The sequence below is a fragment of the Primorskyibacter flagellatus genome (assembly GCF_900176485.1).
Taxonomy (GTDB): domain Bacteria; phylum Pseudomonadota; class Alphaproteobacteria; order Rhodobacterales; family Rhodobacteraceae; genus Primorskyibacter; species Primorskyibacter flagellatus.
In genome coordinates this window covers 278,079-302,785 of the sequence record NZ_FWYD01000003.1, presented here as the reverse complement: position 1 = coordinate 302,785, position 24,707 = coordinate 278,079, and the positions used below count along the sequence as shown (strand labels likewise).

The 24,707-nt window shown below is 61.3% G+C and carries 27 protein-coding genes; 11 read left to right on the top strand and 16 right to left on the bottom strand.

Annotated elements, in window-relative coordinates:
- Positions 1 to 53 precede the first annotated feature (53 nt).
- A complete protein-coding gene (locus B8991_RS06915) occupies positions 54 to 707 on the top strand; it encodes a TetR family transcriptional regulator C-terminal domain-containing protein (RefSeq protein ID WP_084351743.1) in 654 nt (217 codons plus the stop codon).
- Between the two features lie 19 nt (positions 708 to 726).
- On the opposite strand, the gene B8991_RS06910 is transcribed toward B8991_RS06915, so the two are convergent.
- Positions 727 to 978 carry an accessory factor UbiK family protein gene (locus tag B8991_RS06910; protein WP_084351741.1) on the bottom strand — a complete coding sequence of 84 codons (252 nt, stop codon included), beginning with the start codon at positions 976 to 978 and terminating at the stop codon, positions 727 to 729.
- 96 nt (positions 979 to 1,074) lie between these two features.
- Between B8991_RS06910 and lgt the strand changes: the two genes are divergently transcribed.
- Genes lgt through pgeF form a run of 3 tightly spaced genes read left to right on the top strand, consistent with a single transcriptional unit; the run spans position 1,075 to position 3,781 of the window.
- Positions 1,075 to 1,971, top strand: coding sequence for a prolipoprotein diacylglyceryl transferase (gene lgt, locus B8991_RS06905; RefSeq protein WP_084351740.1), 897 nt, complete (start codon positions 1,075 to 1,077; stop codon positions 1,969 to 1,971).
- Positions 1,968 to 3,029 carry a class I SAM-dependent methyltransferase gene (locus B8991_RS06900; RefSeq protein ID WP_235866569.1) on the top strand — a complete coding sequence of 354 codons (1,062 nt, stop codon included), beginning with the start codon at positions 1,968 to 1,970 and terminating at the stop codon, positions 3,027 to 3,029. The genes lgt and B8991_RS06900 overlap by 4 nt, the downstream gene beginning before the upstream one ends.
- Positions 3,026 to 3,781 carry a peptidoglycan editing factor PgeF gene (gene pgeF / locus B8991_RS06895; RefSeq protein ID WP_084351738.1) on the top strand — a complete coding sequence of 252 codons (756 nt, stop codon included), beginning with the start codon at positions 3,026 to 3,028 and terminating at the stop codon, positions 3,779 to 3,781. The genes B8991_RS06900 and pgeF overlap by 4 nt, the downstream gene beginning before the upstream one ends.
- A 52-nt stretch (positions 3,782 to 3,833) precedes the next feature.
- On the opposite strand, the gene B8991_RS06890 is transcribed toward pgeF, so the two are convergent.
- Positions 3,834 to 4,334 carry an Lrp/AsnC family transcriptional regulator gene (locus B8991_RS06890; protein WP_084351736.1) on the bottom strand — a complete coding sequence of 167 codons (501 nt, stop codon included), beginning with the start codon at positions 4,332 to 4,334 and terminating at the stop codon, positions 3,834 to 3,836.
- Positions 4,335 to 4,552: 218 nt separating this feature from the next.
- On the opposite strand from B8991_RS06890, the gene trxB reads away from it, so the two are divergent.
- Positions 4,553 to 5,524: a thioredoxin-disulfide reductase gene (gene trxB / locus B8991_RS06885; RefSeq protein WP_084351734.1), complete on the top strand. Its 972-nt coding sequence runs from the start codon at positions 4,553 to 4,555 to the stop codon at positions 5,522 to 5,524.
- Between the two features lie 209 nt (positions 5,525 to 5,733).
- Positions 5,734 to 7,446 carry a bifunctional sulfate adenylyltransferase/adenylylsulfate kinase gene (locus B8991_RS06880; RefSeq protein WP_084351732.1) on the top strand — a complete coding sequence of 571 codons (1,713 nt, stop codon included), beginning with the start codon at positions 5,734 to 5,736 and terminating at the stop codon, positions 7,444 to 7,446.
- A gap of 571 nt (positions 7,447 to 8,017) precedes the next feature.
- On the opposite strand, the gene B8991_RS06875 is transcribed toward B8991_RS06880, so the two are convergent.
- Positions 8,018 to 8,245, bottom strand: coding sequence for a DUF1150 family protein (locus B8991_RS06875; RefSeq protein ID WP_084351730.1), 228 nt, complete (start codon positions 8,243 to 8,245; stop codon positions 8,018 to 8,020).
- A gap of 4 nt (positions 8,246 to 8,249) precedes the next feature.
- Entirely contained in the window at positions 8,250 to 8,663 is a 414-nt protein-coding gene (locus tag B8991_RS06870; RefSeq protein ID WP_084351728.1) for an Hsp20 family protein, read from the bottom strand.
- A 156-nt stretch (positions 8,664 to 8,819) separates the two neighbouring features.
- Between B8991_RS06870 and B8991_RS06865 the strand changes: the two genes are divergently transcribed.
- The 3 genes from B8991_RS06865 (at position 8,820) to B8991_RS06855 (ending at position 10,753) form a co-directional block, all read left to right on the top strand.
- Positions 8,820 to 9,044, top strand: coding sequence for a YdcH family protein (locus tag B8991_RS06865; protein ID WP_084351726.1), 225 nt, complete (start codon positions 8,820 to 8,822; stop codon positions 9,042 to 9,044).
- A 61-nt stretch (positions 9,045 to 9,105) separates the two neighbouring features.
- Complete coding sequence (gene purE / locus B8991_RS06860; protein WP_084352222.1) at positions 9,106 to 9,603, top strand: 5-(carboxyamino)imidazole ribonucleotide mutase; 498 nt, start codon at positions 9,106 to 9,108, stop codon at positions 9,601 to 9,603.
- 79 nt (positions 9,604 to 9,682) lie between these two features.
- Entirely contained in the window at positions 9,683 to 10,753 is a 1,071-nt protein-coding gene (locus B8991_RS06855) for a 5-(carboxyamino)imidazole ribonucleotide synthase (RefSeq protein WP_084351724.1), read from the top strand.
- Between the two features lie 93 nt (positions 10,754 to 10,846).
- Here the strand turns inward: B8991_RS06855 and B8991_RS06850 are convergent, their stop codons facing one another.
- Together B8991_RS06850 and B8991_RS06845 are read right to left on the bottom strand one after the other, a co-directional pair.
- Positions 10,847 to 12,013: an alpha-D-ribose 1-methylphosphonate 5-triphosphate diphosphatase gene (locus B8991_RS06850; RefSeq protein WP_084351722.1), complete on the bottom strand. Its 1,167-nt coding sequence runs from the start codon at positions 12,011 to 12,013 to the stop codon at positions 10,847 to 10,849.
- Complete coding sequence (locus B8991_RS06845; RefSeq protein WP_084351720.1) at positions 11,982 to 12,761, bottom strand: alpha/beta fold hydrolase; 780 nt, start codon at positions 12,759 to 12,761, stop codon at positions 11,982 to 11,984. Before B8991_RS06845 ends, B8991_RS06850 begins: the two co-directional genes overlap by 32 nt.
- Before the next feature lie 62 nt (positions 12,762 to 12,823).
- On the opposite strand from B8991_RS06845, the gene B8991_RS06840 reads away from it, so the two are divergent.
- Positions 12,824 to 13,261 (top strand): NUDIX domain-containing protein, encoded by a 438-nt coding sequence (locus B8991_RS06840; protein WP_084351717.1) that lies wholly within the window; start codon positions 12,824 to 12,826, stop codon positions 13,259 to 13,261.
- Positions 13,262 to 13,265: 4 nt separating this feature from the next.
- Here the strand turns inward: B8991_RS06840 and B8991_RS06835 are convergent, their stop codons facing one another.
- The 4 genes from B8991_RS06835 to B8991_RS06820 all read right to left on the bottom strand — a co-directional run bounded on the left by B8991_RS06835 (position 13,266) and on the right by B8991_RS06820 (position 16,656).
- Complete coding sequence (locus B8991_RS06835; protein WP_235866568.1) at positions 13,266 to 13,805, bottom strand: GNAT family N-acetyltransferase; 540 nt, start codon at positions 13,803 to 13,805, stop codon at positions 13,266 to 13,268.
- Positions 13,806 to 13,818: 13 nt separating this feature from the next.
- Positions 13,819 to 14,460: a phage tail protein gene (locus B8991_RS06830; RefSeq protein ID WP_218673192.1), complete on the bottom strand. Its 642-nt coding sequence runs from the start codon at positions 14,458 to 14,460 to the stop codon at positions 13,819 to 13,821.
- A gap of 183 nt (positions 14,461 to 14,643) precedes the next feature.
- On the bottom strand, positions 14,644 to 16,287 hold the full coding sequence (gene groL / locus B8991_RS06825) for a chaperonin GroEL (RefSeq protein ID WP_084351715.1): 1,644 nt from the start codon (positions 16,285 to 16,287) through the stop codon (positions 14,644 to 14,646).
- Between the two features lie 57 nt (positions 16,288 to 16,344).
- Positions 16,345 to 16,656, bottom strand: a complete 312-nt coding sequence (locus B8991_RS06820) for a co-chaperone GroES (protein WP_084351713.1) — start codon at positions 16,654 to 16,656, stop codon at positions 16,345 to 16,347.
- Positions 16,657 to 16,924: 268 nt separating this feature from the next.
- Between B8991_RS06820 and B8991_RS06815 the strand changes: the two genes are divergently transcribed.
- Positions 16,925 to 17,869, top strand: a complete 945-nt coding sequence (locus B8991_RS06815) for a DMT family transporter (RefSeq protein WP_084351711.1) — start codon at positions 16,925 to 16,927, stop codon at positions 17,867 to 17,869.
- Positions 17,870 to 17,882: 13 nt separating this feature from the next.
- On the opposite strand, the gene B8991_RS06810 is transcribed toward B8991_RS06815, so the two are convergent.
- From B8991_RS06810 to B8991_RS06785, 6 genes are all read right to left on the bottom strand, one after another.
- On the bottom strand, positions 17,883 to 18,548 hold the full coding sequence (locus B8991_RS06810; RefSeq protein ID WP_084351709.1) for a DUF2161 domain-containing phosphodiesterase: 666 nt from the start codon (positions 18,546 to 18,548) through the stop codon (positions 17,883 to 17,885).
- A gap of 75 nt (positions 18,549 to 18,623) precedes the next feature.
- Complete coding sequence (locus tag B8991_RS06805; protein WP_084351707.1) at positions 18,624 to 20,636, bottom strand: M3 family metallopeptidase; 2,013 nt, start codon at positions 20,634 to 20,636, stop codon at positions 18,624 to 18,626.
- A gap of 64 nt (positions 20,637 to 20,700) precedes the next feature.
- Positions 20,701 to 21,744, bottom strand: coding sequence for a HesA/MoeB/ThiF family protein (locus B8991_RS06800; RefSeq protein ID WP_084351705.1), 1,044 nt, complete (start codon positions 21,742 to 21,744; stop codon positions 20,701 to 20,703).
- The gene (dut, locus tag B8991_RS06795; RefSeq protein WP_235866567.1) at positions 21,744 to 22,223 is read right to left on the bottom strand and encodes a dUTP diphosphatase; all 480 of its coding nucleotides are present in this window, start codon (positions 22,221 to 22,223) and stop codon (positions 21,744 to 21,746) included. Before dut ends, B8991_RS06800 begins: the two co-directional genes overlap by 1 nt.
- 19 nt (positions 22,224 to 22,242) lie before the next feature.
- Positions 22,243 to 23,442 (bottom strand): bifunctional phosphopantothenoylcysteine decarboxylase/phosphopantothenate--cysteine ligase CoaBC, encoded by a 1,200-nt coding sequence (gene coaBC / locus B8991_RS06790; protein WP_084351703.1) that lies wholly within the window; start codon positions 23,440 to 23,442, stop codon positions 22,243 to 22,245.
- Between the two features lie 213 nt (positions 23,443 to 23,655).
- Complete coding sequence (locus B8991_RS06785; RefSeq protein ID WP_084352213.1) at positions 23,656 to 24,534, bottom strand: RNA polymerase factor sigma-32; 879 nt, start codon at positions 24,532 to 24,534, stop codon at positions 23,656 to 23,658.
- Between the last annotated feature and the right edge of the window lie 173 nt (positions 24,535 to 24,707).

Genomic DNA, 24,707 nt, shown 5'->3' with positions numbered 1-24,707 from the left:
AACCATCAACGCGGGACAAAGACTGCCCAACTAATCAGCAGGTGAAAAACCTCATGGATGACGGCAAGCCCCCGCCCGAAACACCCAAACGCAGCCGTATCCAGAAACGGAACCGAAAGCGTATTCTGGACGCAGCGCTGAATGTGTTCTCGCAGCACGGGTATCGTGGCGCGACACTGGATCAGATCGCGACAGAGGCCGGGCTGTCAAAGCCCAACATCCTTTATTATTTCGATGGCAAGGAAGCGATCCATGTCGATTTGCTGAACACGCTGATGGCCGAATGGCTGGCCCCGCTGCAAGAAATGGATCCGGAGGGTGAGCCACTGGACGAACTGATGCGGTATATTTCGCGCAAGCTGGCGATGAGCCATGCCTATCCGCGCGAAAGCCGTCTGTTCGCCAATGAGATCATTCAGGGCGCACCCCGGATGGGGCCGCATCTGGCCTCAGGGCTGAAAACACTGTTTGACGAGAAATGCGCCTTGATTGCAACCTGGGTGCACCACGGCAAACTGGCCCCGGTCGATCCGGGGCATCTGATCTTTTCAATATGGGCGGTCACGCAGCACTACGCGGATTTCGAAGCCCAGGTAGAGGTGCTGATGCCCCGCAAGACAGAAGCCCGCGCAGGCGCAGAGGCCCATGTGGAAACGCTTTTCCGCAAACTGCTGACTCCGCCGGGTTACAGCGTCAGGACAGCCTGACGCGCCGCCCGACCTGCGATCAGTCGTTTTTGGACGCAGCTTCCAGTGCCGCGATCCGCGCGGACAATGCCTCATTCTCTTCGCGGGCCTTTTGCGCCATCGCGCGCACGGCATCAAACTCTTCGCGCGTGACAAAATCGCGATCCGCGAGCCAGCGATCCATCATGGACTTCATCGCGGTCTCGGCCTCTTGCCGCGCGCCCTGGGCCACGCCCATCGCGTTGGTCATCAACTGCGAGATGTCGTCGAATACTTTGTTGCGGGTCTGCATGTGTCACTCCGGCTTTTGGTCTGTTGCCTATATGGGCGTCGAGGGCGAATATCACAAGGTTGACTTCCCCCGAAGGACAGAGGCACAGAGACGCACATGAACGCTGGCATCCCCTTCCCGCCCCTCTCGCCCGAGGTTTTTTCGATCACCGCATTCGGGATCGATTTTGCGCTGCGCTGGTATGCGCTGGCCTATATCGCAGGCATCCTTGTTGGGTGGTGGCTGGCCGCCCGCGCCTTGCGAAACACCGGGCTTTGGCGGGACGACACGCCGCCGATGTCGCCCAAACAGCTGGAAGATCTGGTCACATGGGTCATCCTTGGCATTATCCTCGGCGGTCGGCTGGGATTCGTGCTGTTCTATCAGCCTGCCTATTACCTTTCGAACCCGGCAGAGATCCTGATGGTCTGGCAGGGCGGGATGTCCTTTCATGGCGGGATGCTGGGGGTGGCGCTGGCTGGTCTGCTGTTCGCGCGTCGGGTCGGCGCGCCGGTGCTGTCCGTGGCTGACATCATGGCATTGGCAACGCCGCCGGGGCTGCTTTTCGGGCGTCTCGCGAATTTCGTGAATGCCGAGCTGTGGGGCCGTCCCAGCGATGCGCCCTGGGCGGTGATCTTCCCCGGCGCTGCGGCACAGGATTGCGGGCAGGCATTGGATCAACTCTGCGCGCGGCACCCGTCACAATTGTACGAGGCCGCGCTGGAGGGGTTGCTGCTGGGCGGTTTCCTGCTCTGGCAGGCCTGGCGGCGCGGCGCTTTCAAAGTCCCCGGCCGGCTGACCGGCTATTTTCTGACAGGCTATGGCTGCGCACGGTTCTTTGTCGAGTTCTTCCGGCAGCCTGACGCGCAGTTCGTGGCACTTGGCAATCCGCTGGGTCTGGCGGTCGAAATCGACGGCTACGGGCTGACGATGGGGCAGCTCCTGTCACTGCCGATGATCCTGATCGGGTTGACGTTGATCGGCTGGACGCAGCGGCGCATGGTATCGAAGTGACCCCGCTGTTGCGGATATTGCGCACACGGATCGCCGCCGAAGGGCCAATCCCGGTTGCGGATTTCATGGCCGAAAGCCTGCTGCACCCCGTCCACGGCTATTACGCCACGCGCGACCCGCTGGGTGCGAAGGGCGATTTCACCACGGCCCCCGAGATCAGCCAGATGTTCGGCGAGCTTATCGGCCTCTGCCTTGCGCAAAGTTGGCTGGATCAGGGCGCGCCTGCGTCTTTCACGCTGGCCGAACTTGGGCCGGGCCGCGGGACAATGATGGCCGACATCCTGCGCGCCACGGCCCGCGTGCCGGGATTTCACGATGCCGCCGGGATCTACCTTGTCGAGGCGTCCGCACCGCTGCGCGCCCGTCAGGCAGAGGCGCTGGCAGGCCATGCGCCAGCATGGCTGGACCACGCGGCGGACCTGCCCGACGCGCCGCTCTGGCTGGTGGCAAACGAGTTCTTCGACGCCCTGCCCATCCGGCAATATGTCCGCAATGGCGCTGCATGGTGCGAACGCCGGGTCGGGCTGTCCGATGACGGGCTGCAATTCGGCCTTGCCCCGCCTGCCCCCGTCAGCGCGCTGACGCACCGGCTGGACGACACGCAAGACGGCGATCTGGTAGAGCATTGCCCGGCTGCCGCCACGATCATCCAGACCATCGGCCAACGCATCGCCGATCACGGTGGCGCGGCACTGATCGCGGATTATGGCGACTGGCGCAGTCTTGGCGACACGCTTCAGGCGCTACAAGCGCACAGCCCGGTTGATCCGCTGGCCGCGCCGGGCGAGGCTGACCTGACCGCGCATGTGGATTTCGAGGCATTGGCTCGCGCCACGCCCTCTGCGCACACAAGGCTTACCACGCAGGGCGTGTTTCTTGAACGGCTGGGAATCACCGCCCGTGCGCAGCAATTGGCCGAGGCGCTAAGCGGTACGGTACGCGAGTCGCATATCGCCGCACATCGCCGGTTGACGCACCCCTCGGAAATGGGGACGCTGTTCAAACTGCTGGGGCTCTTCCCGCAGACCGCTCCACCGCCGCCGGGACTGGACGCATGACACTGGAAATCATCACTGCCGATAGTTTGGCCCCCCTGCGACACGGGTTCTTTACCCGCCGCGGCGGCGCATCGTCCGGCGTGTTTTTCGGGCTGAACTGCGGTCCGGGATCGTCCGACCAGTCCGAAATCGTGGCGATCAACCGCGCCCGTGTCGCAGCCGCGATGGAGGTCAGCCCCGACCACCTTGCGTCTGTGCATCAGGTGCATTCGGCGGATGTGGTCCATGTGGACGCACCCCAAACCGATCCGCGCCCCCAGGCCGATGCGCTAGTGACAGCCACTCCCGGCATCGCGCTTGCGGTTCTGACGGCGGACTGCCAGCCCGTGCTGTTTGCCGACCACGAGGCCCGCGTGATCGGCGCGGCCCATGCCGGTTGGCGCGGTGCGCTGGACGGGGTTCTGGAAGCAACAGTCGATGCGATGGAAGGCTTGGGCGCACGCCGCGCGCAGATCCATGCCGTCATCGGCCCCTCGATCAGCCAGAGAGCGTATGAGGTGGGCGCGGAGTTTTTTGACAATTTCCTTGACGAGGATCCGCAAAACGCGCGCTTCTTTGCCAATGGCGACGGGGACCGGCTGCATTTTGATCTGACCGGCTTTGGCCTGCACCGGTTGCGCGCCGCTGGCGTGAATGCCGAATGGACGCGGCATTGCACCTATTCGGACGCGGATCGATTCTATTCCTACCGGCGGGCGACACATGCCAAGGAAGCGGATTACGGGCGGCTGATTTCAACCATCCGGCTGTGATGCGGATTGCGGCGTTTTTGCCCGCCGCACACAGCACCCCCCTTGTCGCGGCTCAGGCGCTGCGACTCAGCCTGTCTTCCAGAACTTCGAAAGGCACGCCGGGTTCATCCTTTGCGCCGCGGATCACCAATGATGTCTTGACGGACCCGACATTCGTGGCGGTCAGAAGCTGATCCGTGAGAAAAGTCTGAAATGTGCTCAGATCCGGTGCCACGCATTTGAGGATGAAATCCACCTCGCCGTTCAGCATGTGACATTCGCGGACCAGCGGCCAGGCGCGGCAACGGTCCTCAAAGGCGCGCAGATCGGCCTCGGCCTGACTTTGCAGCCCCACCATGGCGAAAACCTGAACCTCGAAGCCCAGTTCACGCGGATCGACATCGGCATGATAGCCACGGATAAATCCTTGCTCTTCCAGCGTACGAACACGCCGCAGGCAAGGTGGCGCGGAAATTCCGACGCGCTTTGCCAGCTCGACATTGGTCATCCGACCATCGGCCTGCAATTCTGACAAGATTTTGCGATCAATTGGATCAAGCCGCACAGCGCGCATCCTTCATGCTCTCCCAAAGCTGCCGGATTGTTATACCACCAATGTCGTACGCGCAATAATCTTTCACAACTGCGCAACATTATTAACTGATCGGCATTTTGAGCAGTTCTACAGGCGTCAGAACGGTGCAAGGGTTTCCGTCCTGATCTCTCATCTCTATATGCAAGCACGACACCGGGCCGACAAGCCCTCAAAATCTGCACGAAGGAAGCTTCGCGATGTCCGACACGCGCCATATCAAGGTACTCATCATCGGCTCCGGCCCGGCAGGCTATACGGCGGGCGTCTATGCCGCGCGCGCCATGCTGAACCCGGTTCTGGTGCAGGGAATCGAACCGGGCGGCCAGTTGACCACCACCACCGAAGTGGAAAACTGGCCCGGTGACACCGAGGTGCAGGGCCCGGATCTGATGGTCCGCATGGAAGCGCATGCCAAGGCGATGGGCTGCGAGATTGTCGGCGACATCATCACCAGCCTTGATCTTTCAAACCGGCCCTTCGTGGCCAAGGGCGACAGCGGCAACACCTATATCGCCGACGCCGTGATCCTTGCCACCGGCGCGCGGGCGAAGTGGCTGGGCCTGCCGTCCGAGGAAAAATTCAAGGGCTTTGGCGTCTCGGCCTGTGCCACCTGCGACGGCTTCTTCTATCGCGGACAGGAAATTGTGGTCATCGGCGGCGGCAACACCGCCGTCGAAGAGGCGCTGTTCCTGACCAATTTCGCCTCCAAGGTGACGCTGGTCCACCGCCGGGACGAGTTGCGCGCCGAAAAGATCCTGATCGACCGGTTGATGAAAAACCCCAAGATTGTCCCGCTTTGGGATCATCAGCTGGAAGAAGTGACCGGCACGGACACCCCGCTGGGCGTCGAGGCCATCAAGGTCAAGCATGTCAAAACCGGCGAGATCACCGAAATTCCCGCCAAGGGCGTGTTTGTCGCCATCGGCCACGCGCCCGCCAACGAGTTGGTCAAGGATGCGCTGGAAATGCACAATGGTGGCTATGTCAGCGTCAAACCCGGAACGACCGAAACCAGTGTCCCCGGAGTGTTCGCCGCAGGCGACCTGACCGATCACAAATACCGGCAGGCCGTCACCAGCGCCGGAATGGGCTGCATGGCCGCGCTGGATGCCGAGAAGTTCCTCGCCGAGACCGAAGCGGATGTCGAACCGGTGCCGCAAGAAGCCTGAATGAAAGGTTTTTCTTTGCCAAGCCCGTCCTGTCGGCGGGCCTCCGGCACCAAGCCATGCGCCAAACGCAACGCGGCATTTCCGCACCACGGGCTAAAAACCCATGAGAACCCCTTGATACAAAGGGCATCACGGGTCTAAAGGCGCGCGAAGATGATGGGGCCTCCGGATCCCGCCTGTGCGAATTGTTTCAAACGAGAATAAGAGAGATGACCATGTCGAATCTGGCACCGATCCCGGAGCTTTACGTTTCCTATGACAGCGCTCAGAAGCTGAAGAACGAAGCTGCCGAATTGACGTCGCATGACCTGTCGCCGCGCCAGATCTGTGACCTGGAGCTGCTGATGAACGGTGGCTTCAACCCTCTCAAGGGCTTTCTGACCGAGGAAGATTACGACGGTGTCGTTGAAAACATGCGTCTCTCCAGCGGCGCGTTGTGGCCGATGCCGATCACGCTCGACGTGTCCGAGAAATTTGCCAAAACGCTTGAACTGGGACAGGACATTGCCCTGCGCGATCAGGAAGGCGTGATCCTGGGCACCATGACCGTGACCGACCGCTGGACCCCCGACAAATCGCGTGAGGCCGAGAAGGTCTTCGGTGCCGATGACACCGCGCATCCCGCCGTGAACTACCTGCACAACACCGCCGGCAAGGTCTATCTGGGTGGCCCTGTCACCGGCATCCAGCAGCCGGTCCACTATGATTTCCGCGGCCGCCGCGACACACCCAACGAGTTGCGCGCCCATTTCCGCAAACTGGGCTGGCGCAAGATTGTCGCCTTCCAGACCCGCAACCCGCTGCACCGCGCCCATCAGGAGCTGACCTTCCGCGCCGCGAAAGAAGCGCAGGCCAACCTGTTGATTCATCCCTCGGTCGGCATGACCAAACCCGGCGATGTCGACCATTTTACCCGCGTGCGCTGCTACGAGGCTGTTCTGGACAAGTATCCCGCATCGACCACCACCATGTCGCTGCTGCCCCTGGCCATGCGCATGGGCGGCCCGCGCGAGGCCGTCTGGCACGGGCTGATCCGCGCCAATCACGGCTGCACCCACTTCATCGTGGGCCGAGACCATGCCGGCCCCGGCAAGAATTCTCAGGGCGAGGATTTCTACGGGCCCTACGATGCGCAGGAACTGTTCCGCAAGCATCAGGCCGACATTGGCGTCGAGATGGTCGATTTCAAACATATGGTCTGGGTGCAGGAACGCGCACAATACGAACCGATGGACGAGATCGAGGACAAGGACAAGGTCACGATCCTGAACATCTCGGGCACCGAACTGCGCCGTCGTCTGTCCGAAGGGCTGGAAATCCCCGAATGGTTCTCCTTCCCCGAGGTCGTCAAGGAACTGCGCCGGACCAAGCCGCCGCGGGCCAAGCAGGGCTTTACCGTGTTCTTCACCGGTTTCTCCGGCTCAGGAAAATCGACCATCGCCAACGCGCTGATGGTCAAGCTGATGGAAATGGGCGGTCGTCCCGTGACACTTCTGGACGGTGACATTGTTCGCAAGAACCTGTCATCCGAACTGGGCTTCTCGAAAGAGCATCGCGATCTGAACATCCGCCGCATCGGCTATGTCGCGTCCGAGATCACCAAGAACGGTGGTATCGCCATCTGTGCGCCGATCGCGCCCTATGCCGCGACCCGCCGCGCCGTGCGCGAAGACGTCGAAGCCTTTGGTGCCTTTATCGAGGTGCATGTGGCGACCTCGATCGAGGAATGCGAACGTCGTGACCGTAAGGGTCTGTACAAGCTGGCCCGCGAAGGCAAAATCAAGGAATTCACCGGGATCTCTGATCCTTATGACGTCCCTCAGAATGCCGAGCTTGTCGTCGAGACGGAAAACGTCGATGTCGACAACTGCGCGCATCAGGTGATCCTGAAGCTGGAATCAATGGGCCTGATTGCGGGCTGAGATCGCGCTTTTATGAAAAGATCATGGGGCCGGGTGCAGATGCGTCCGGCCCCATGACCATAAAACCATCGTGTCTAGCTTGAACGGCTAAGCGATTGCGACCCAACGTAAAATGGAGGAAGCGGAATACAGCTTGAAACGCGCGGTGCCACGACGACGGCAACATCGGGATGTAGCAGGCTTCTTTTGTTTTCCGAAGTTGCCAGTTATGCCTCTGAAGGCCCGTCTCATCGCAGCCGTTAGGGCTGCGACGCTCGTAGGTTTTGCGATCCGCTCTTCTGCCGCGATTATTCTTAAGGTCATTCTACGCGCACGGAGAAAATTGACGTCCCCGTTGGAAACGAATGAAACGGATTTGAGAGATTTTCCAATGACGTTTCGGTTTTGAAGAATGACTCTTATGTCAACTTCTTCTCCGCGACGTTCTTGATGGCGATGGGCCAATCTTCCGAGTGAAGACTGACCCTTTTTGTTGCATTTCATCAACGGTTCACTGTGTCCACCACCAGCGGCGCAACCCCGTTCACCCGCGGTTGCGCCGCCGTTGGTTCATCACCTGTTGCGTGCTAGATCAATGCACCGTCACCGGTGCCAGATCGTTCTGTCGCGCAAGGATAAACGCCATGTCGCGATCCTTGACCAAAGCCAGCCGTTCGCCATCGGCGCTGTGGACGGCGTAAAGCTGCTTTATCCCAACCGCTTGATTCTGAACCTCTTCGGGCAATTCAGAGACATCGACCGGACGCACATATACGATGCGATCATCATTTTTCTTGGGGAGCTCGATTTCAGTATGCATGACGTCAGCCTTTCCTGATCTGAATTGTCTGGACAACGGCCTCGGGTCGCGATCGTTCCAGATCGACATGAAGAAGCCCGTTTTCCATGATTGCGTCGCCCACTTCGACCCCTTCGGCCAAGACGAAGGACCGCTGAAATTGTCGCGCTGCGATGCCACGGTGCAAAAAGATGCGATCCTCATCATCATCGCCCTGCTTGCCACGGATCACAAGCTGCCGATCCTCGACTGTAATCGCCAGATCGCCCTCGGAAAACCCGGCCACGGCCAAGGTGATTCTGTAAGAGCATTCTGACGTTTGTTCGATATTGTAGGGCGGATAGCCTTCGTTGCCGGATTTCGCGGTGCGTTCCAACGCACGCTCCAGCTGCTCGAACCCCAACATATGAGGGTATGAGCCTAGTGTCAGTTTCGTCATGCCGTGTCCTTATCACTCAAGCGACAGTGCTGCGGCGGCCCTTGTAGGCACCCCCGCAACACAAATATGGGTTGCCCTTTGCAGGCTTGCAAGACCTTTGCCAAACGCAATGCAAGGCAGTATCCTAAGAGCGAACAATCTATCAGGTATGATCCCATGAACGCGCCCACCGATCTCTCCATGAAGAATGACGATGTGCTGCGTGTGGAGCTGGAGGTTTTTCGCCGCGAGCATCGCGATCTTGACGAAGCAATCCGCGCGCTGTCCACAAGCGGCACGGCGGATCAGATCACCTTGCAAAGGCTGAAGAAAAAGAAGCTTCGGCTGAAGGATCTGATCGCCCGGATCGAGGATCGGTTGCTGCCCGACATCATCGCCTGACAATCGTTGCCACCAGATGCGATCCAGCTATAGTGCGCGCTCTGATTTCGCGGAGGGCGGCATGGGCGACGACACTTTGATCCGGGTGGGTATCATCATGGGCAGCCAGTCTGACTGGTCCACGATGAAGGAAGCTGCGGATATGCTGGACACGCTTGATGTCCCCTATGAAAAGCGCATCGTCTCTGCCCATCGCACGCCGGACCGCCTGTGGGACTATGGCAAGACAGCCGTGGATCGCGGCCTTCAGGTCATCATCGCAGGGGCCGGTGGGGCCGCGCATTTGCCTGGCATGATGGCCTCCAAAACCCGTGTGCCGGTCATCGGCGTGCCGGTGCAGACCCGCGCATTGTCCGGCGTCGATAGCCTGTATTCCATTCTCCAGATGCCGCGCGGCTTTCCGGTGGCCACTATGGCCATTGGCGCGGCGGGTGCCGCCAATGCCGGGTTGATGGCGGCGGGCATTCTGGCGCTTCAGGACGCAGCGTTGGCAGAGCGGCTGGACGCGTGGCGCATCGCCCTGTCCGCGTCGATCCCCGAGACGCCGACTGACGACTGACGCCGCTTGCGGTCCTGCACGGCCTTCTGTAACCCGCGAAAGAACACAGGCCCAGACCACAGCCCGGAGGTTTCCGACGATGACAAACCCGCTTCCCACAGGATCGACCATCGGCATTCTGGGCGGTGGCCAGCTTGGCCGGATGCTGTCAGTCGCAGCGGCACGGCTGGGCCTGCGCACCCATATCTTCGAGCCGGGTGCCAATCCGCCGGCGGGCGACGTTGCCCATGCCGTGACGACAGCGCCCTATGAAGATGCCACCGCCCTGACCGCCTTTGCGAACAGTGTCGATGTCATCACCTACGAGTTCGAGAACATCCCGACCCAGGCGCTGGACGTGCTGGAGGCCATCACCCCCGTCTTTCCGGGCCGCGAGGCGTTGCGCGTCAGTCAGGACCGCCTGACAGAGAAAGATTTCCTCAACGATCTGGGATTGACGACCGCGCCTTACAAGGCGGTTGATACTGCCGAAGATCTGGACACCGCGCTGACACAAATCGGCATGTCCGCGATCCTGAAAACCCGTCGTTTCGGCTACGATGGCAAGGGGCAGGCGCGCATCTCGGCACCGCAAGAGGCCGCGCAGGCATTGTCCGATATGGCCGGGTCGCCTGCGATCCTCGAAGGGTTTGTGGATTTCAGCCACGAAGTGTCCGTGATTGCCGCGCGCGGGCTGGACGGCTCCGTTGCGGCCTTCGATCCGGGCGAGAATGTACATAAGGACGGCATCCTGCGCACCACCACCGTGCCTGCGCGGCTAAGCTCTGCGCAACGCTCGGATGCTGTTCTGCTGGCCGCGCGGATTCTGAATGCGCTGAACTATGTCGGTGTCATGGGCGTGGAACTGTTCGTGACCCCCAAGGGGTTGATCGTGAACGAAATCGCGCCGCGTGTGCACAATTCCGGCCATTGGACACAGAATGGCTGTGCCATCGATCAGTTCGAGCAGCACATCCGCGCGGTCGCGGGCTGGCCGCTTGGCGACGGGCAGCGACACACGGATGTGGTGATGGAAAATCTGATCGGCGACGATATGGACCGCGTGCCGGATCTTGCCGCAGAACCAGGTTGTGCGCTGCACCTCTACGGCAAGGCCGAGGTCAAACCCGGCCGCAAGATGGGCCATGTGAACCGTATTCAGAAGGCCTAGGCCTCACTCCAGACGTCACACGACCATGCATCGCCTGATTTTCGACATATCCTTTGGCATCGCCGGAAAAGTCACAGCAGCCAGCCGCACGGCTCAGGCCAGAAAGCGCGCCGCGATCCGTCCAGTCAGATAGGCGATATGTCCGCCGCTGATCACCGCCCCCACGCGCTGTGTATCTGCGTCCAGCACCAGCAGATCGGCGCGCTTTCCCTGTTCAAGCACACCGCGATCGGTCAGGCCCAGCACCCGTGCAGGACCGCTGGACACCAGCGCCCATGCGTCCTGCAATGTCAGGATGTCCTGTTCGACCAGCCGCCAGACCGCCTGCCGCATCGCCGGGTAGTGGTAATCCGAGGCCAGCGCATCGCACAGCCCCTCGCGCACCAGTTCCGTGGCCGAGGCGTTGCCCGCATGGCTGGCCCCGCGCACCACGTTCGGCGCCCCCAGAACCACCGCATCACCACCTTGCCGCGCGGCAGAGGCGGCCTCGAATGTCTCGGGAAATTCGGACACATGCACCCCCATGGCCCGCCAATCCGCACGCACCTCTGCCGTGTGGTCGTCGTGGCTGCCCAGCCGGACACCGCGCGCGGTCAATCTCTGGCAGAGCGCCACCACGGCCTCTGGCACCTCTGCGCTTCGGGCATGCAGCCCCTGCATCAGGGCCAGCAGCTTTTCGGGCGAGCGGCCGGATTTCAGCGCCTGTCCGGTCAGGCGCGGGGGTTTGCGTCCCTCTGACAGGCGTTTGTGCGGCAGGTGGTCGTTCAGCACAACGTAGGAAATGTCATGTGCCGCGACCATGTCCAGCATCTGCGGGAAGTCGTCCATCATATGTGTCTCCAACCGCAATTGCAGTTGCAGATCCACCGGCAGGCTGTCGCGCACAGCTCCCACGGCCCCAAAGACCGATGCGGCGAAGTCGGGACTGCGCAGCCCGCCTTCCCAACTGAAGAACTGCGCCATCACGCCGGTGGTGATGCCGTTAACCGCCAGCTCTGCCGCCGTGGCAATCACACCATTTTCAGCCTCGCGCAGTGCACCACGGCGCGGCGCCATGTGCCGTTCGAACCCGTCACCATGCACGTCAATGAGACCCGGCAGGACCAGACAACCCGTCAGATCCACCTGCCGCCCTGCGGGCGCGTCGGCAATCACCCCGCCCGACACAGAAAGCGCGCCGCCATCGAACCCACCGGGGCGAAGGACACGCGCGCCTGTCAGCGTCAGGTCAAGGGCTGGGCCCAAAGTCGGTCGGGTCATCGTCATCCTCCAGACAGCCCTTCACGGCACAGGTCAGGCCGCTGCGATCCAGCACTTCTGCCCATCCCATATCCGGCCTGAAATGGCCGGTGCCCAGATATTCCAGAACCTGCGCAATCACCAGCGGGCTTTGCATCATGAACGTGTGGGTGACGGGCAGCACGATGAAATCGTCCATGCCCGCGACACGGGTGGACTCGACGGACACCTTGCCGTCATCCGCCCCGTCGATCATCAGCGAGAAGATGGGATTCAGCGAGCGATTGCCAGCAATCACACCAAGATCGGCATCCACCGGGGGCAAATCCGGCACCGGCCCGTCGCTGGCAAGCTGGTCGCCCGCCGGGCCATTGACCCATCCAAAAGCCGCCAGACTGCGCAGATGGTCCACCAGTTCACTGCCCGCGTTTGGCGGGCCAAGCATCACGACGCGGCCCATGTTTTCCGGCCGGTTGCCTTCTGCCAGCCAAAGACGCAGCAGGATACCCCCCATCGAATGGGTGACGAAATGCACGCGGTCCTCGCCGCATTGCGCAACTGCGGCGGGCAGGGTTTCCCGCATCAGCGGCTCCAGCGGCTCATGCGTGGAATCGTAGCCGGGATTGACGGTGCGGTAGCCTGCGGCCTCAAGGCTCCATGCCATTGGTGTCAGGCTTGCCTGCGTCCGCGCCAGCCCGTGCAACAACACCACGCAATCGGCCAGGGCCGCGCCGGGAAGCAGAAAGAGAATGAGGAAAATCCACCGCATGCGTCTTGAGATAGTCCGCCCGGCGGCCCTACAACAGGGGCAATCGCACACGGAGCCACCTTATGCCGCCACGTCTTGCCCTGCGCGCCATCATTGTCGAAGATGCGCGCCTGTTGATCGTCAACGCATGGAAAGACAGTGACCTGTGGTGCGCCCCCGGTGGCGGCGCGGAAATGCATCAGTCCTTGCCGGAAAATCTTGCGCGCGAAGTGTGGGAGGAATGCGGCCTGACGATCGATGTCGGCCCGGTCTGCCTGCTGAACGAATATCACGACGAAGCGCGCTGCTTTCATCAGGTCGAACTGTTCTTTCACTGCCGGATCACCGCCGGCGACCGTCACGGTGCCTGGACAGATCCCGAAGGCGTGGTGAACCGGCGTCTGTGGGTCACGCAGACCGAACTGGCCGCCCTGCGACACAAACCCGACAGCCTTGCGCAAGTGGCATTCGGGCCGCCCTCGCTGCCGCTGTATGATCCGATCGAGCCGCTGGCCTACTGACTGCTCAGCCGAAAGCGTGGGGATATTTCAGCGTTTCCTTCGGCGCGTCTTCGCCCGGCCCGGCCAACAACAGATGTGACACGGGATAGGGCGCGCTGAGACCTGCGGCGCGTTCTGACGAAAACCCGCAGCGACGGTAAAACTCCGGTTCGCCCAGAACCACAAGGAATACGCCCGACCTGCGCGCCCAGTCCGCCAGGATCCCCACCATGCGACGGCCATGGCCAAATCCCTGAAACTCGGGCGCGATGGCAACCGGGGCAAGGCAAAGCCAGCCTTCCGGGCTGCGCATTTCAGACAGGGCGGCGTAGCCCGCAATGCCGTCCTCAAACGGCAACACCTGCTCCCCTGCCAGCACCCGGTCACTGCGCAGCTTCTTGACCAAATCAGCCTCGTCGCGCCGCCCGAACGCGTTTTTCAGCAAACGGTCCACCTGAGACAGTTCCGTGCCGCGCATTTCGCGCAAAAATCCCGGACGTCGGATCACCAGAGGTTTCTCCTGTCGGAAGGGGCGCACCGGGCGCCCCATCGTTTCGATTTGCATGTTTCCTTCAGCGTCACGAGCGGCTGGGATACGCACCCGTGATGGCGATGCAGAACTTCATCCCGACATAGGGCTGCACCACGGTCATGGGTTGGCTTCCGCCGGTTGCGCCGATCGTCGTGCTGACGGTCGTGGTCGCCGCATCGCTGCGCAACGTGGCATCGACTGCGGCACCGCTATCGTAATTGGCCCCGCTGCCCTCGGCAAGGATTGCGCCCTCGGGGCTTTGTTCGGTCGCGCCTTCATTGGTCGCATTCAGCACCGTCGAGGCCGTGCTGGTCGCCACATGGGTGTGGTTCGGCAGTTGTGCCTGCGTGATCGTCACTGTCTCGACCCCGCCCATCTGACCTTGACGGATGTTGGCTAGTCCTGCGCCCTGCCCCATACCGACCACGACCCGCGATTGCAGGTTCGGCAAGGCGAATGTGGTGCGTCCATCGCCGCCGTAGGTCGTGCCCAACAACGAAAACAGCGCTGAATACTGAGAGATGGGCATGAGTTGACCGTTGGTTTCGGCCCAGCCGCGCGGGCAGTAGTTTTCTCCGACCATGACGATATCCCCCATATAGGGGTCCGGACCTGCGAGCGCCGCGCCCGGCGCGCTGGTCAACATCATTCCGGCTGCGGCGGCAATAATTGCCAGTGATTTCAACATTTTCTCTCCTGATAGTTCGAAATTTGATTGCAATCAACCAAATCACAACAACCATAAGATGAAATAACGCACCGCGAAAAGGATAAAGTTGACGCTTGGTCAATCAAAGATTTGATGCGGTTTGCAGAAACGAAAAGGGGGCCGCCCGAAGGCGACCCCCAATCAGTTTGCCAAAGGGGCAGATTACATCATGCCGCCCATGCCGCCCATGTCGGGCATGCCGCCACCGGCACCTGCGCCTTCTTTCGAAGGCTTGTCGGCAACCATCGCCTCGGTGGTGATCAGCAGACCGGCGATCGAGGCAGCGTCCTCAAGCGCGGTGCGGACCACTTTGGCCGGGTCGATCACGCCGAACTTGAACATGTCGCCATATTCGTCGGTCTGCGCGTTGTAGCCGAACTTCAGGTCATCGGATTCGCGGACCTTGCCAGCCACGACGGATCCGTCGACACCGGCGTTCTGCGCGATCTGGCGCAGCGGTGCTTCCAGCGCGCGGCGCACGATGGTGATGCCGGCGTTCTGGTCGGCATTTTCACCGGTCAGGCCTGCAAGCGCCTTGGCCGCCTGGATCAGGCTGACGCCACCGCCAACCACGATGCCTTCTTGAACGGCAGCGCGGGTCGCGTTCAGCGCGTCGTCGACACGGTCCTTACGCTCTTTGACTTCGACTTCGGTCATGCCACCGACGCGGATGACAGCAACACCGCCTGCGAGCTTCGCAACACGTTCCTGCAGCTTCTCACGGTCGTAATCGCTGGTGGTTTCTTCGATCTGGTTGCGGACCTGGGCAACGCGTGCCTCGATCTCGGCCTTCTCGCCTGCACCGTCAACGATGGTGGTCTCATCCTTGGTGATCGTGACCTTCTTGGCGGTGCCAAGCATGTCCATGGTCACGGATTCCAGCTTCATGCCCAGATCTTCCGAGATCACCTGACCGCCTGTCAGGATCGCGATGTCCTGCAGCATGGCCTTGCGACGATCACCGAAGCCCGGTGCCTTGACGGCAGCAATCTTCAGGCCGCCGCGCAGCTTGTTGACCACGAGGGTCGCCAGCGCTTCGCCTTCGACGTCTTCTGCAATGATCAGCAGCGGCTTCTGCGACTGGATCACCTGCTCGAGCAGCGGAACCATCGGCTGAAGCGACGACAGTTTCTTCTCGTGCAGCAGGATCATGCAGTCTTCGAGATCTGCAATCATCTTGTCGGAGTTGGTGACGAAGTAGGGGCTGAGGTAGCCACGGTCGAACTGCATACCTTCGACAACATCGGTCTCTGTTTCCAGACCTTTGTTTTCTTCGACGGTGATGACACCCTCGTTGCCGACTTTCTGCATCGCGTCTGCGATCTGACGACCGATTTCAGCTTCGCCGTTGGCAGAGATGGTGCCGACCTGCGCGACTTCGGCGCTGTCGTTGACCGGACGGGACGCTGCTTTGATCCCTTCAACAACCTTGGAGGTTGCCAGATCGATGCCGCGCTTCAGGTCCATCGGGTTCATGCCAGCGGCAACCGATTTCAGACCTTCCTTGACGATGGCCTGAGCCAGAACCGTCGCGGTTGTTGTGCCGTCGCCGGCCTCGTCATTGGTGCGGCTGGCCACTTCCTTGACCATCTGCGCGCCCATGTTTTCGAACTTGTCTTCCAGTTCGATTTCCTTGGCGACAGTGACACCGTCCTTCGTGATGCGCGGTGCGCCGAAGGATTTGTCGATCACAACGTTGCGGCCTTTGGGGCCGAGCGTCACCTTGACCGCATCGGCCAGGATGTTGACGCCTTTAAGCATGCGATTGCGGGCGTCTGTATCGAATTTGACGTCTTTAGCGGACATTCGGGATTACTCCTCAGGTTTCCGTAAATTTCTGGATATGGGGTTGATCGCGATGGATCAGGCGGCCTTGGCGGCTGCGTCGTCCTCGATGATCCCGAGAATGTCGCTTTCCTTCATGATAAGAAGTTCTTCGCCATCTACGGTGACCTCGGTGCCGGACCATTTGCCGAACAGGATCTTGTCGCCGGCCGATACGGCCATGTCGATCAGTTCGCCTGAATCCTTGCGTGCGCCTTCGCCACAAGAAACGACGATACCTTCAGCGGGCTTTTCCTTGGCACTGTCTGGAATGATCAGGCCACCCTTGGTTTTTTCGTCGCTTTCTACACGGCGGACCAGCACACGGTCATGAAGCGGTTTGAATGCCATTGTAAGAAGCTCCCTGGCTCTTAAGTTTCCTCAGACCCTCCGGTGGCATCCGGCAGGATCGTTATCACTCGCATCGGTCGAGTGCTAACGACGCTTAGGTAGGCATGTCGCAGGGCCGTGTCAACGGGCGGGTTCCAGATTTCTTGCAGAAACGATCTTCGCCAGAAGGCCCCTGCCTCAAATCCGCGGGGGTGCCGTGCAATGCGCGCGGTTTCGTGATTGGATGGCCACGCCCCGCTTGCCGGGAAGATTCGCACAAGGCTCCGATATGGCAATTCATCCCTCAGCCCCCCTGCGGGCGCAGCGCAGTCCTGCGCCGTCCGACAATACGCGTGGCACCATCCTCATGGCTTTGGGATTTTTTGCCTTTGCCGGCACCGATCTGCTGGCAAAGCTGCTGACGGAATCGTTGCATCCGGGCCAGATTGTCTGGTTCCGCCTGATCGGGTTGTTTCTGGGCGTACTGGTCCTGCTATGCATCAAAGGCCCTAAAATACTGCGGACGGCGCATCCCGGCATACAGATTTCGCGCGGCACACTCGCGGCCGTCTCTGCAACTCTGTTCATCTTCGGCGTCAGCAAAGTGCCGCTTGCGGACGCGACCGCCGTGACCTTCATCGCCCCGTTTGTTGTAACCGTCGCAGGGGCACTGGTGTTGAAAGAGCCCGTCGGCATGCGTCGCTGGTTGGCTGTGGCAACCGGCTTTCTAGGGATGCTGATCGTGATCCGTCCAGGCTTTGGCGTGTTTGACCCGGCAATCTTTTTCATCGTCCTTGCCGCTTTGTGCTTCGCCACCCGGCAAATTCTGTCGCGGTTGTTGTCCGGGGAAGACGGCATTGCCACGACCGTCGCCTACACCTCGATCTCGGCGACCGTGCTGATTTCGCTGGCCATGCCGTTTGTCTGGATCACACCGACCGATCCACGGGTGATAGCCTATCTGATCGCAATTGCGATTGCCGCAGCCATTGGCGAATTGCTGATCATCCGCGCGCTTGAGATGGCCCAAGCCGTTGTTGTCGCCCCGCTGCAATATTCACTGATCATCTGGGCGACGCTTTACGGATATTTCGCGTTTGGCGATTTGCCGGACCGTTGGACCCTGATCGGCTGCGCCATCATCGTCGCCTCGGGTCTTTTCACGCTTAGCCGGGAACGGTTTCGCGCGCGCCAGAAGGAACGCAAGATCGGAACCGCATCACCCAAGGACTAAGTCCGCGCCCTTTCTAGTCCCAACTATAGGCCCAGTGGACCAGCCCCTCGCGCCCCTGATCGGTCAGGGCATAGACGCCGGTGCTGACCTTCTCGAACCAGCCATAGTGGTTTTCACGCATGATCCGCGTGGCGGTTGCCACATTGGTGGCACGAACCACATCGCGACCGCGACTGGCTCCGGCATGCGCCAGATAGCCGGCACAGCGCAGCGCGTCCTGCCGGTAGCCGGTGACAATGCCGTGCCGCGTGGCACCTCCTTCGTTGGGATCGCCCTCCAGCCTGTCGAATTCACGCAGCAATCGGGTTTGCGCCTTGCGGTTACGGCGCGGCGCGAAAGGACCGGGATCGCAATGCACCTCGACCCGGCCATCCCCCCGCACCGTCATCAGCCCCAAGCCCAGCCTTCGGCAGAGCGACAGGTTGTCCTTCAGCATCCGTCGCGCGGTCTTGCCGGTGGGCCTGGGCACGGCGATATACACTGCCTCTGTTATCGAAAGCCGTCGCACCGCCTGATGGAACAGCGTCAGCGCAAAGCGCAGCTTCAACTCCACGATCACCGGCGGATCGTCGCCGCGGCGCGCCACCAGATCGGCCGCGCCAACCTCGCCCTTGACCGCATAGCCCTGACGTTCCAGCAGCGCCTTGACTGGCGGATATAGATCGCTTTCACGGTTCATTGCGCGATCATGCCCGCGCGGCCCGCCTTGTCCAGAGCGCGCCGCCGAGAAATCCCTTTCATGCGATGCACAAGATCAGGCAGCGAGGCCGCGCCCCTTGAGAAGCGCCTCGACCCCCGGCATCCTGCCGCGAAACGCCTTGTACAGGTCCTCTGCCTCGGCCGACCCACCAGCGGACAGGATATGCTTTTCCAGCCGCTGCGCCGTGTCCGCGTCAAACGCTCCGCCCGCCTCTTCAAAGGCGGCAAAGGCATCGGCATCCATGACCTCGGACCACATATAGCTGTAGTAACCGCTCGAATAGCCGTCCCCCGCAAAGACATGCGCGAAATGCGGTGTGGCGTGGCGCATCGCGATGGCGTGGGGCAGCCCCAGCCGCTCCAACGTCTCTGCCTGCGCCTGCATCGGATCAGCAGGGGCCGCGCCATCGTGGAAATCCAGATCGACCATCGCCGAGGCGACATATTCGACGGTCTGAAAACCCATATCATAGGTGGCAGCGCCAAGCACCTTGTCCAGCATGTCGCGCGGCATCGGTTCGCCCGTCTCGACATGGGTGGCAAAGCGTTCCAGCACCTCCGGCACCTCCAGCCAGTGTTCGTAAAGCTGGCTGGGCAGTTCGACAAAATCGCGCGCCACGGATGTGCCCGCGACAGAGCCGAATTCCACATCCGACAGGATCTGGTGCAACGCATGGCCAAATTCGTGAAACAAGGTGCGCGCATCGTCATAAGACAGCAGCGCCGGATCGGATTTGGCAAAGTTGCACACGTTGATCACAATCGGGCTGCGCGTCTCGGGCCGTTTGGCCTGCATCCGCATCGCGGAACACCACGCACCGGACCGCTTTGACGCCCGCGCGAAGTAATCCCCGATGAAAACGGCCATGTGTTTGCCATCCCGCGTGACCTCCCACGCCCGGCAGTCCGGATGGTAGAGCGGCACATCAAGCGCACGGAATTCCAGCGCGAACAGGCGGTTCGCGCAGTCAAAGGCTGCTTCGATCATCCGGTCGAGTTGCAGATAGGGTTTCAGCGCCGCCTCATCCAGTTCATGCTCGACCCGGCGGCGTTTCTCGGAATAGTACCGCCAATCCCACGGTGCCAGATCGCCATTCGTACCGTCCGCATGCATCATGTCCGACAGCACCTGCGCGTCAGCCTCGGCCCGCGCGCGGGCAGGCTCCCACACGGCCATCAGCAGGTCGCGCACCCGGTCCGGGCTGCCCGCCATTTCCGTTTCCAGCTTGTAGGCAGCGAAACTGTCATAGCCCAATAGCTTGGCGCGCTCTTCGCGCAGGGCAAGCACTTCGGCGGCAATCTCCCGGTTGTCGGTCTCGCCGCCATTGGCACCACGCGAAACCCAGGCCTGCCAGGCCTTCTCGCGCAGCTCCCTGCGTGGCGAGAATTGCAGGAAAGGCACGATCAGCGACCGGCTGAGCGTGATCACCGGGCCATCCGCACCTTGTTCTTCACCCGCTGCCCGCGCCGTCGCGCGCACAAAATCAGGCAAGCCTTCAAGATCATCCTCGGCCAATGTCATCGACCAACCGGCCTCATCCGCCAGCAGATTTTGCATAAAACTGGTGCCAAGATCGGCAATCCGCGCCTTGATCGCCTTCATGCGGTCTGCCTCATCGCCCTGCAGCGCGGCACCCGCACGGACAAAGCCGCGATGGGTCAGCATCAGAACGCGGGATTCTTCCGAAGATAAACTCAGCGTCTCGCGTACGTCCCAAAGCTGACAGATCCGATCAAACAGCGCCCGGTTTGCATAGATCGCCGAACTATGCGCGGACAGTTTGGGTGTAAATTCGCGCTGCAATTCCCGACGGCGCGGCGTGCTGTCCGCACCGGCAAGTGCAAAGAAAGGCGACAGGACCTTGTCCAACTCCTTCCCCGCGCCTTCCAGAGCCTCGATCGTGTTGGCGAATGTCGGCGCGTCGACGCTATCGGCAATCGCATGAATTTCGTCCATATGGCGGGCCAACGCGACATCCAGCGCGGGCGCGAAATCCTCGTCGTCAATCTGATCGAAGGGTGGCAGACCAAAGGGCGTGGTCCAGTCCTGCAAAAGCGGGTTTGTCATCAGGGTCTCCTTTGAGCGTCAAGCTATGTGCTTCGGCACCTGTCTTCCAGACCTGATTGACCGATCACCCCTGCCCGCAGACCGGACAATCGGCGCGACGCTTCAACGCGATCTTGCGCGTTTCTCCCCACAGCGCGTCGTATATCAGCATCTCGCCGGTCAACGCCTTGCCAGCCCCGGTGATCAGCTTCACCGCCTCCACCGCCATCATCGCGCCCACGACACCCGGCAACGGCCCAAGAACGCCCGCCTCGGCGCAGGACGGTGCCAGCCCCGGTGCTGCGGCCCGCGGAAAGATGCATTGATAGCAGGGCGCGCCAGAGGCCGGGTGAAAGACACTCAACTGCCCCTCCCACTGGCTCAGCGCGCCGGAGACCAGCGGCTTTCCCGCCGCCACACAGGCGCGGTTCACCAGATAGCGCGTTTCGGCATTGTCGGTGCCGTCAAGGATCACATCGTGATCGGCGATCAACGCCCCGGCGATGTCGTCGTCCAATCGGCGATTGTAGGGGCGGACCTGTACGGCAGGGTTTTGCGTCTGCATTGCCTCTTGCGCCGAAAACACCTTGGCCCTGCCAATATCCTTGTCGCGGTGAATGACCTGCCGTTGCAGATTGGCATTCTCGACGACATCATCGTCAATGACGCCAATGCTGCCGACACCCGCCGCCGCCAGATATTGCATCACGGGCGCGCCCAATCCGCCCGCTCCGACCACCAGCACACGCGCATCTTTCAGCTTGCGCTGCCCCGGCCCGCCAAGCTCCCGCAGGACGATGTGCCTCGCATAGCGTTCAAGTTCGGTCTCGGTGAACGCCCCGGCTCGTTCGGTCGCGCTGGTTGGCGCTTCGTTGCGCGCCCGCGCCCGCAGCAGGCCCAGCGCCCAACGATAGATCATCACGATCACGATGAAACCCGCCAGGATCAGCCAGCCCGAGGCGTCCTCTCCGGTTGCCATCCGAACCAGGTTGCCTGCGGGCAGCACAAAATGCGCCAGAATCACGGAAAGATAAAGCAGCCCGATCATTCCCCAGCGCAAGCGATATGGCGCGCCCATCGCGGCACCGCCCCCCCAAAGAACACCTGCGATCAGCAGTACCGGCAACATCAAGCGACTCCGGTAGAGCCGAAGCCGCCCGCGCCGCGCGACGTATCGTCCAGCGTCGCGACCTCTTCAAAAACAGCCCGCACCACCGGTGCCACGACCATCTGCGCGATCCGCATCCCATGCTCGATCACGAAAGGCTTGGCACCCGCATTCATCACGATCACGCCGAGCGGTCCGCGATAATCACTGTCAATCGTGCCGGGACTGTTGGGCAGCGTGATCCCGTGCTTCAGCGCCAACCCGGACCGAGGCCGGATTTGCACCTCGTACCCGTCCGGCACCGCCAGCCGAAGCCCGGTGGCCACCAGAACCCGGGCGCCCGCCTGCACTTCAATCGCGCTCCGGCCCGGCAGATTCGCGCGCAGGTCCGCCCCGGCCGCGCCGTCAGTCTCATAGCGCGGCAATCCAAGCGCCTTGTCCGCTCCCTCAACCCAACTGATCCGTAACGCCACACCGCTTTGCGCTTCTTCTTGGCTCAAATACTCAACTCCTGCCGTCTCACCCTGCACCCAAAGCCTCCGTGATGCGCGCCGCCAAACGCTGTGCCACTTCGGCCTTGCCCATGCGGGGCCACGGCTCCGCCCCGGTTTCCGAGATCAACACAACTGCGTTTTCACTGCCGCCCATGATCCCGGTCTCCGGACTGACATCATTGGCCAGAATCCAGTCACATCCCTTGCGGATCCGCTTGGCAGTGGCATGGGCCACCACGTCATCCGTCTCGGCGGCGAAGCCTACAACCAGACCCGGACGCCCCTCGGTCATCTGGGACACCTCGGCCAGAATGTCGGGGTTCTCGGCAAATTCCAGCACCGGCAACCCGGACGCGCCTTTTTTGATCTTCGAGGCGCTCTGCGTTGCCATCCGCCAATCGGCCACAGCGGCGGCAAATACCCCTGCATCAACCGGCAGAGCCGCCTGAACCGCATCGCGCATCTGACGTGCGGTTTCGACCTGCACCAGCGTCACGCCTTCCGGCGGCGGCACCTCTGCGGGACCGGTGACAAAGATAACTTCTGCCCCCAGACCGACAAGCGCACGGGCAATCGCCGTGCCCTGCGCACCGGATGACCTGTTGGCAATGTAACGCACCGGATCAATCGGCTCATGCGTCGGCCCTGAGGTGACCAGCACCCGACGCCCTCTCAAAGGCCCGGCCGTCAAGGCAGCGGCGCAAGCGGCGGCAATCTCTTCCGGTTCGGCCATGCGACCGGGACCGAATTCACCGCAGGCCATGTCGCCTTCATCCGGGCCGACCACCTGCACACCGTCGCCTTTCAACAGCACCAGGTTGCGCTGCGTCGCGGGGTGCAGCCACATCCGCACATTCATCGCGGGCGCGATCATCACCGGGGTATCGGTCGCCAGCAGCAGGGTCGAGGCCAGATCCCCTGCCAACCCCTGCGCCATCTTCGCCATAAGGTCCGCCGTTGCAGGTGCCACAAGCACCAGATCCGCCACGCGCGATAGCTGGATATGGCCCATCTCGGCCTCGTCGGTGAGATCGAACAGATCCCCGTAAACCTTCTCTCCGGCCAGTGCCGAGACGGTCAACGGTGTCACGAATTGCTCGGACGCGGTCGTCATAACAGGCGTGACCGCAGCCCCCTGCTGCCGCAAAAGACGGATCAGCGCAGGTATCTTGAAGGCCGCTATACCACCCCCGATGATAAGCAGAATGCGTTTTCCCGCCAGCATGTCGTCCCCTCGCCTGATTGCGCAACAGTGTTACGCAGCCGCGCAGGGAAACTCAATCGGTGCTGTCAATGCTCTGCAATTTGCTGCACGCAACGCAGGCGTTACCGCGCTCGGTCAAACTACGTCGTCCTGCGCCTCATCAAAATGCCACATCATAGCTTTCCGCACCTGCAAGGCCCGAGACAAGCCAAGCCGAAGAAGACAACCGGCCCGTCATCCAAGAAATTCAAACACTTCCTCAGATTGCGATTCGAGGTTCTTGCGCATCTTCAGAAACGCCGCAGCCTCAAGCTGGCGAACACGTTCTTTTGACAGCCCCATCTCTGTCCCAAGGCTTTCAAGCGTTCGCGGGCTGTCGCGCATCTTTCGTTCGCGCACGATAAAGCGTTCGCGCTCGTTGAGGTTCTCCAGCGCATGCATCAGCCATTCACGCAGCTGCGCATTATCTAACGAGTTTTCGACGATCTCTGCCGCCTGTGCGCCGTCATCCTCCAGCGCATCAATCCATTCGCGGCCATCCTCATCGACAGACTGCGTTGCATTCAGCGAAAAATCCGACCCCGACAGGCGGCCTTCCATCATCTCCACATCATGCAACGGCACGCCGACCTCGGTCGAGATCATCTGACGCAGTTCATGGCGCGGCAATTTGCGCCCCTCGGCGGCCGCTTCCCGCTCCAGTCGTGCCTGCACCCGGCGCATGTTGAAAAACAGCGATTTCTGGCTGGACGTGGATCCGGTGCGCACCATCGACCAGTTGCGCATCACATAATCCTGAATGCTCGCCTTGATCCACCAGACCGCGTAGGTCGAAAACCGCACACCGCGATCCGGGTCGAATTTGTCAGCAGCTTTCATCAAGCCCAGCCCGGCCTCTTGGATCAGGTCGTTCATCGGCGCGCCATAGCGTTTGAACTTCGATGCCATCGAAATCGCCAAGCGCATATAGGCGGTGATCAAACGGTGTAAGGCACGCTCGTCCCTGTTGTCGCGCCAAGCATAGGCCAAAGCCAGCTCTGTCTCTGCGTCGAGCAACTCTGCCTTCATGGCGCGGCGGGTCAAGGTGCGGTCGTTGAATGCGTCTAGTGCCATCATGCGCTCCCCAGTGATGGGTTTCGGGATCAACCGAATAATAATATTGATACGGCTTCACATCGAAAACAGATCACTGTTCATAGACTGGGTGCGCGAGGCACCATCTCAGAGAGATAAACGCAAGAAAGTTGCGTACGGTTCCCTCGTTGAGGAAAAACTAACCGTGCCAG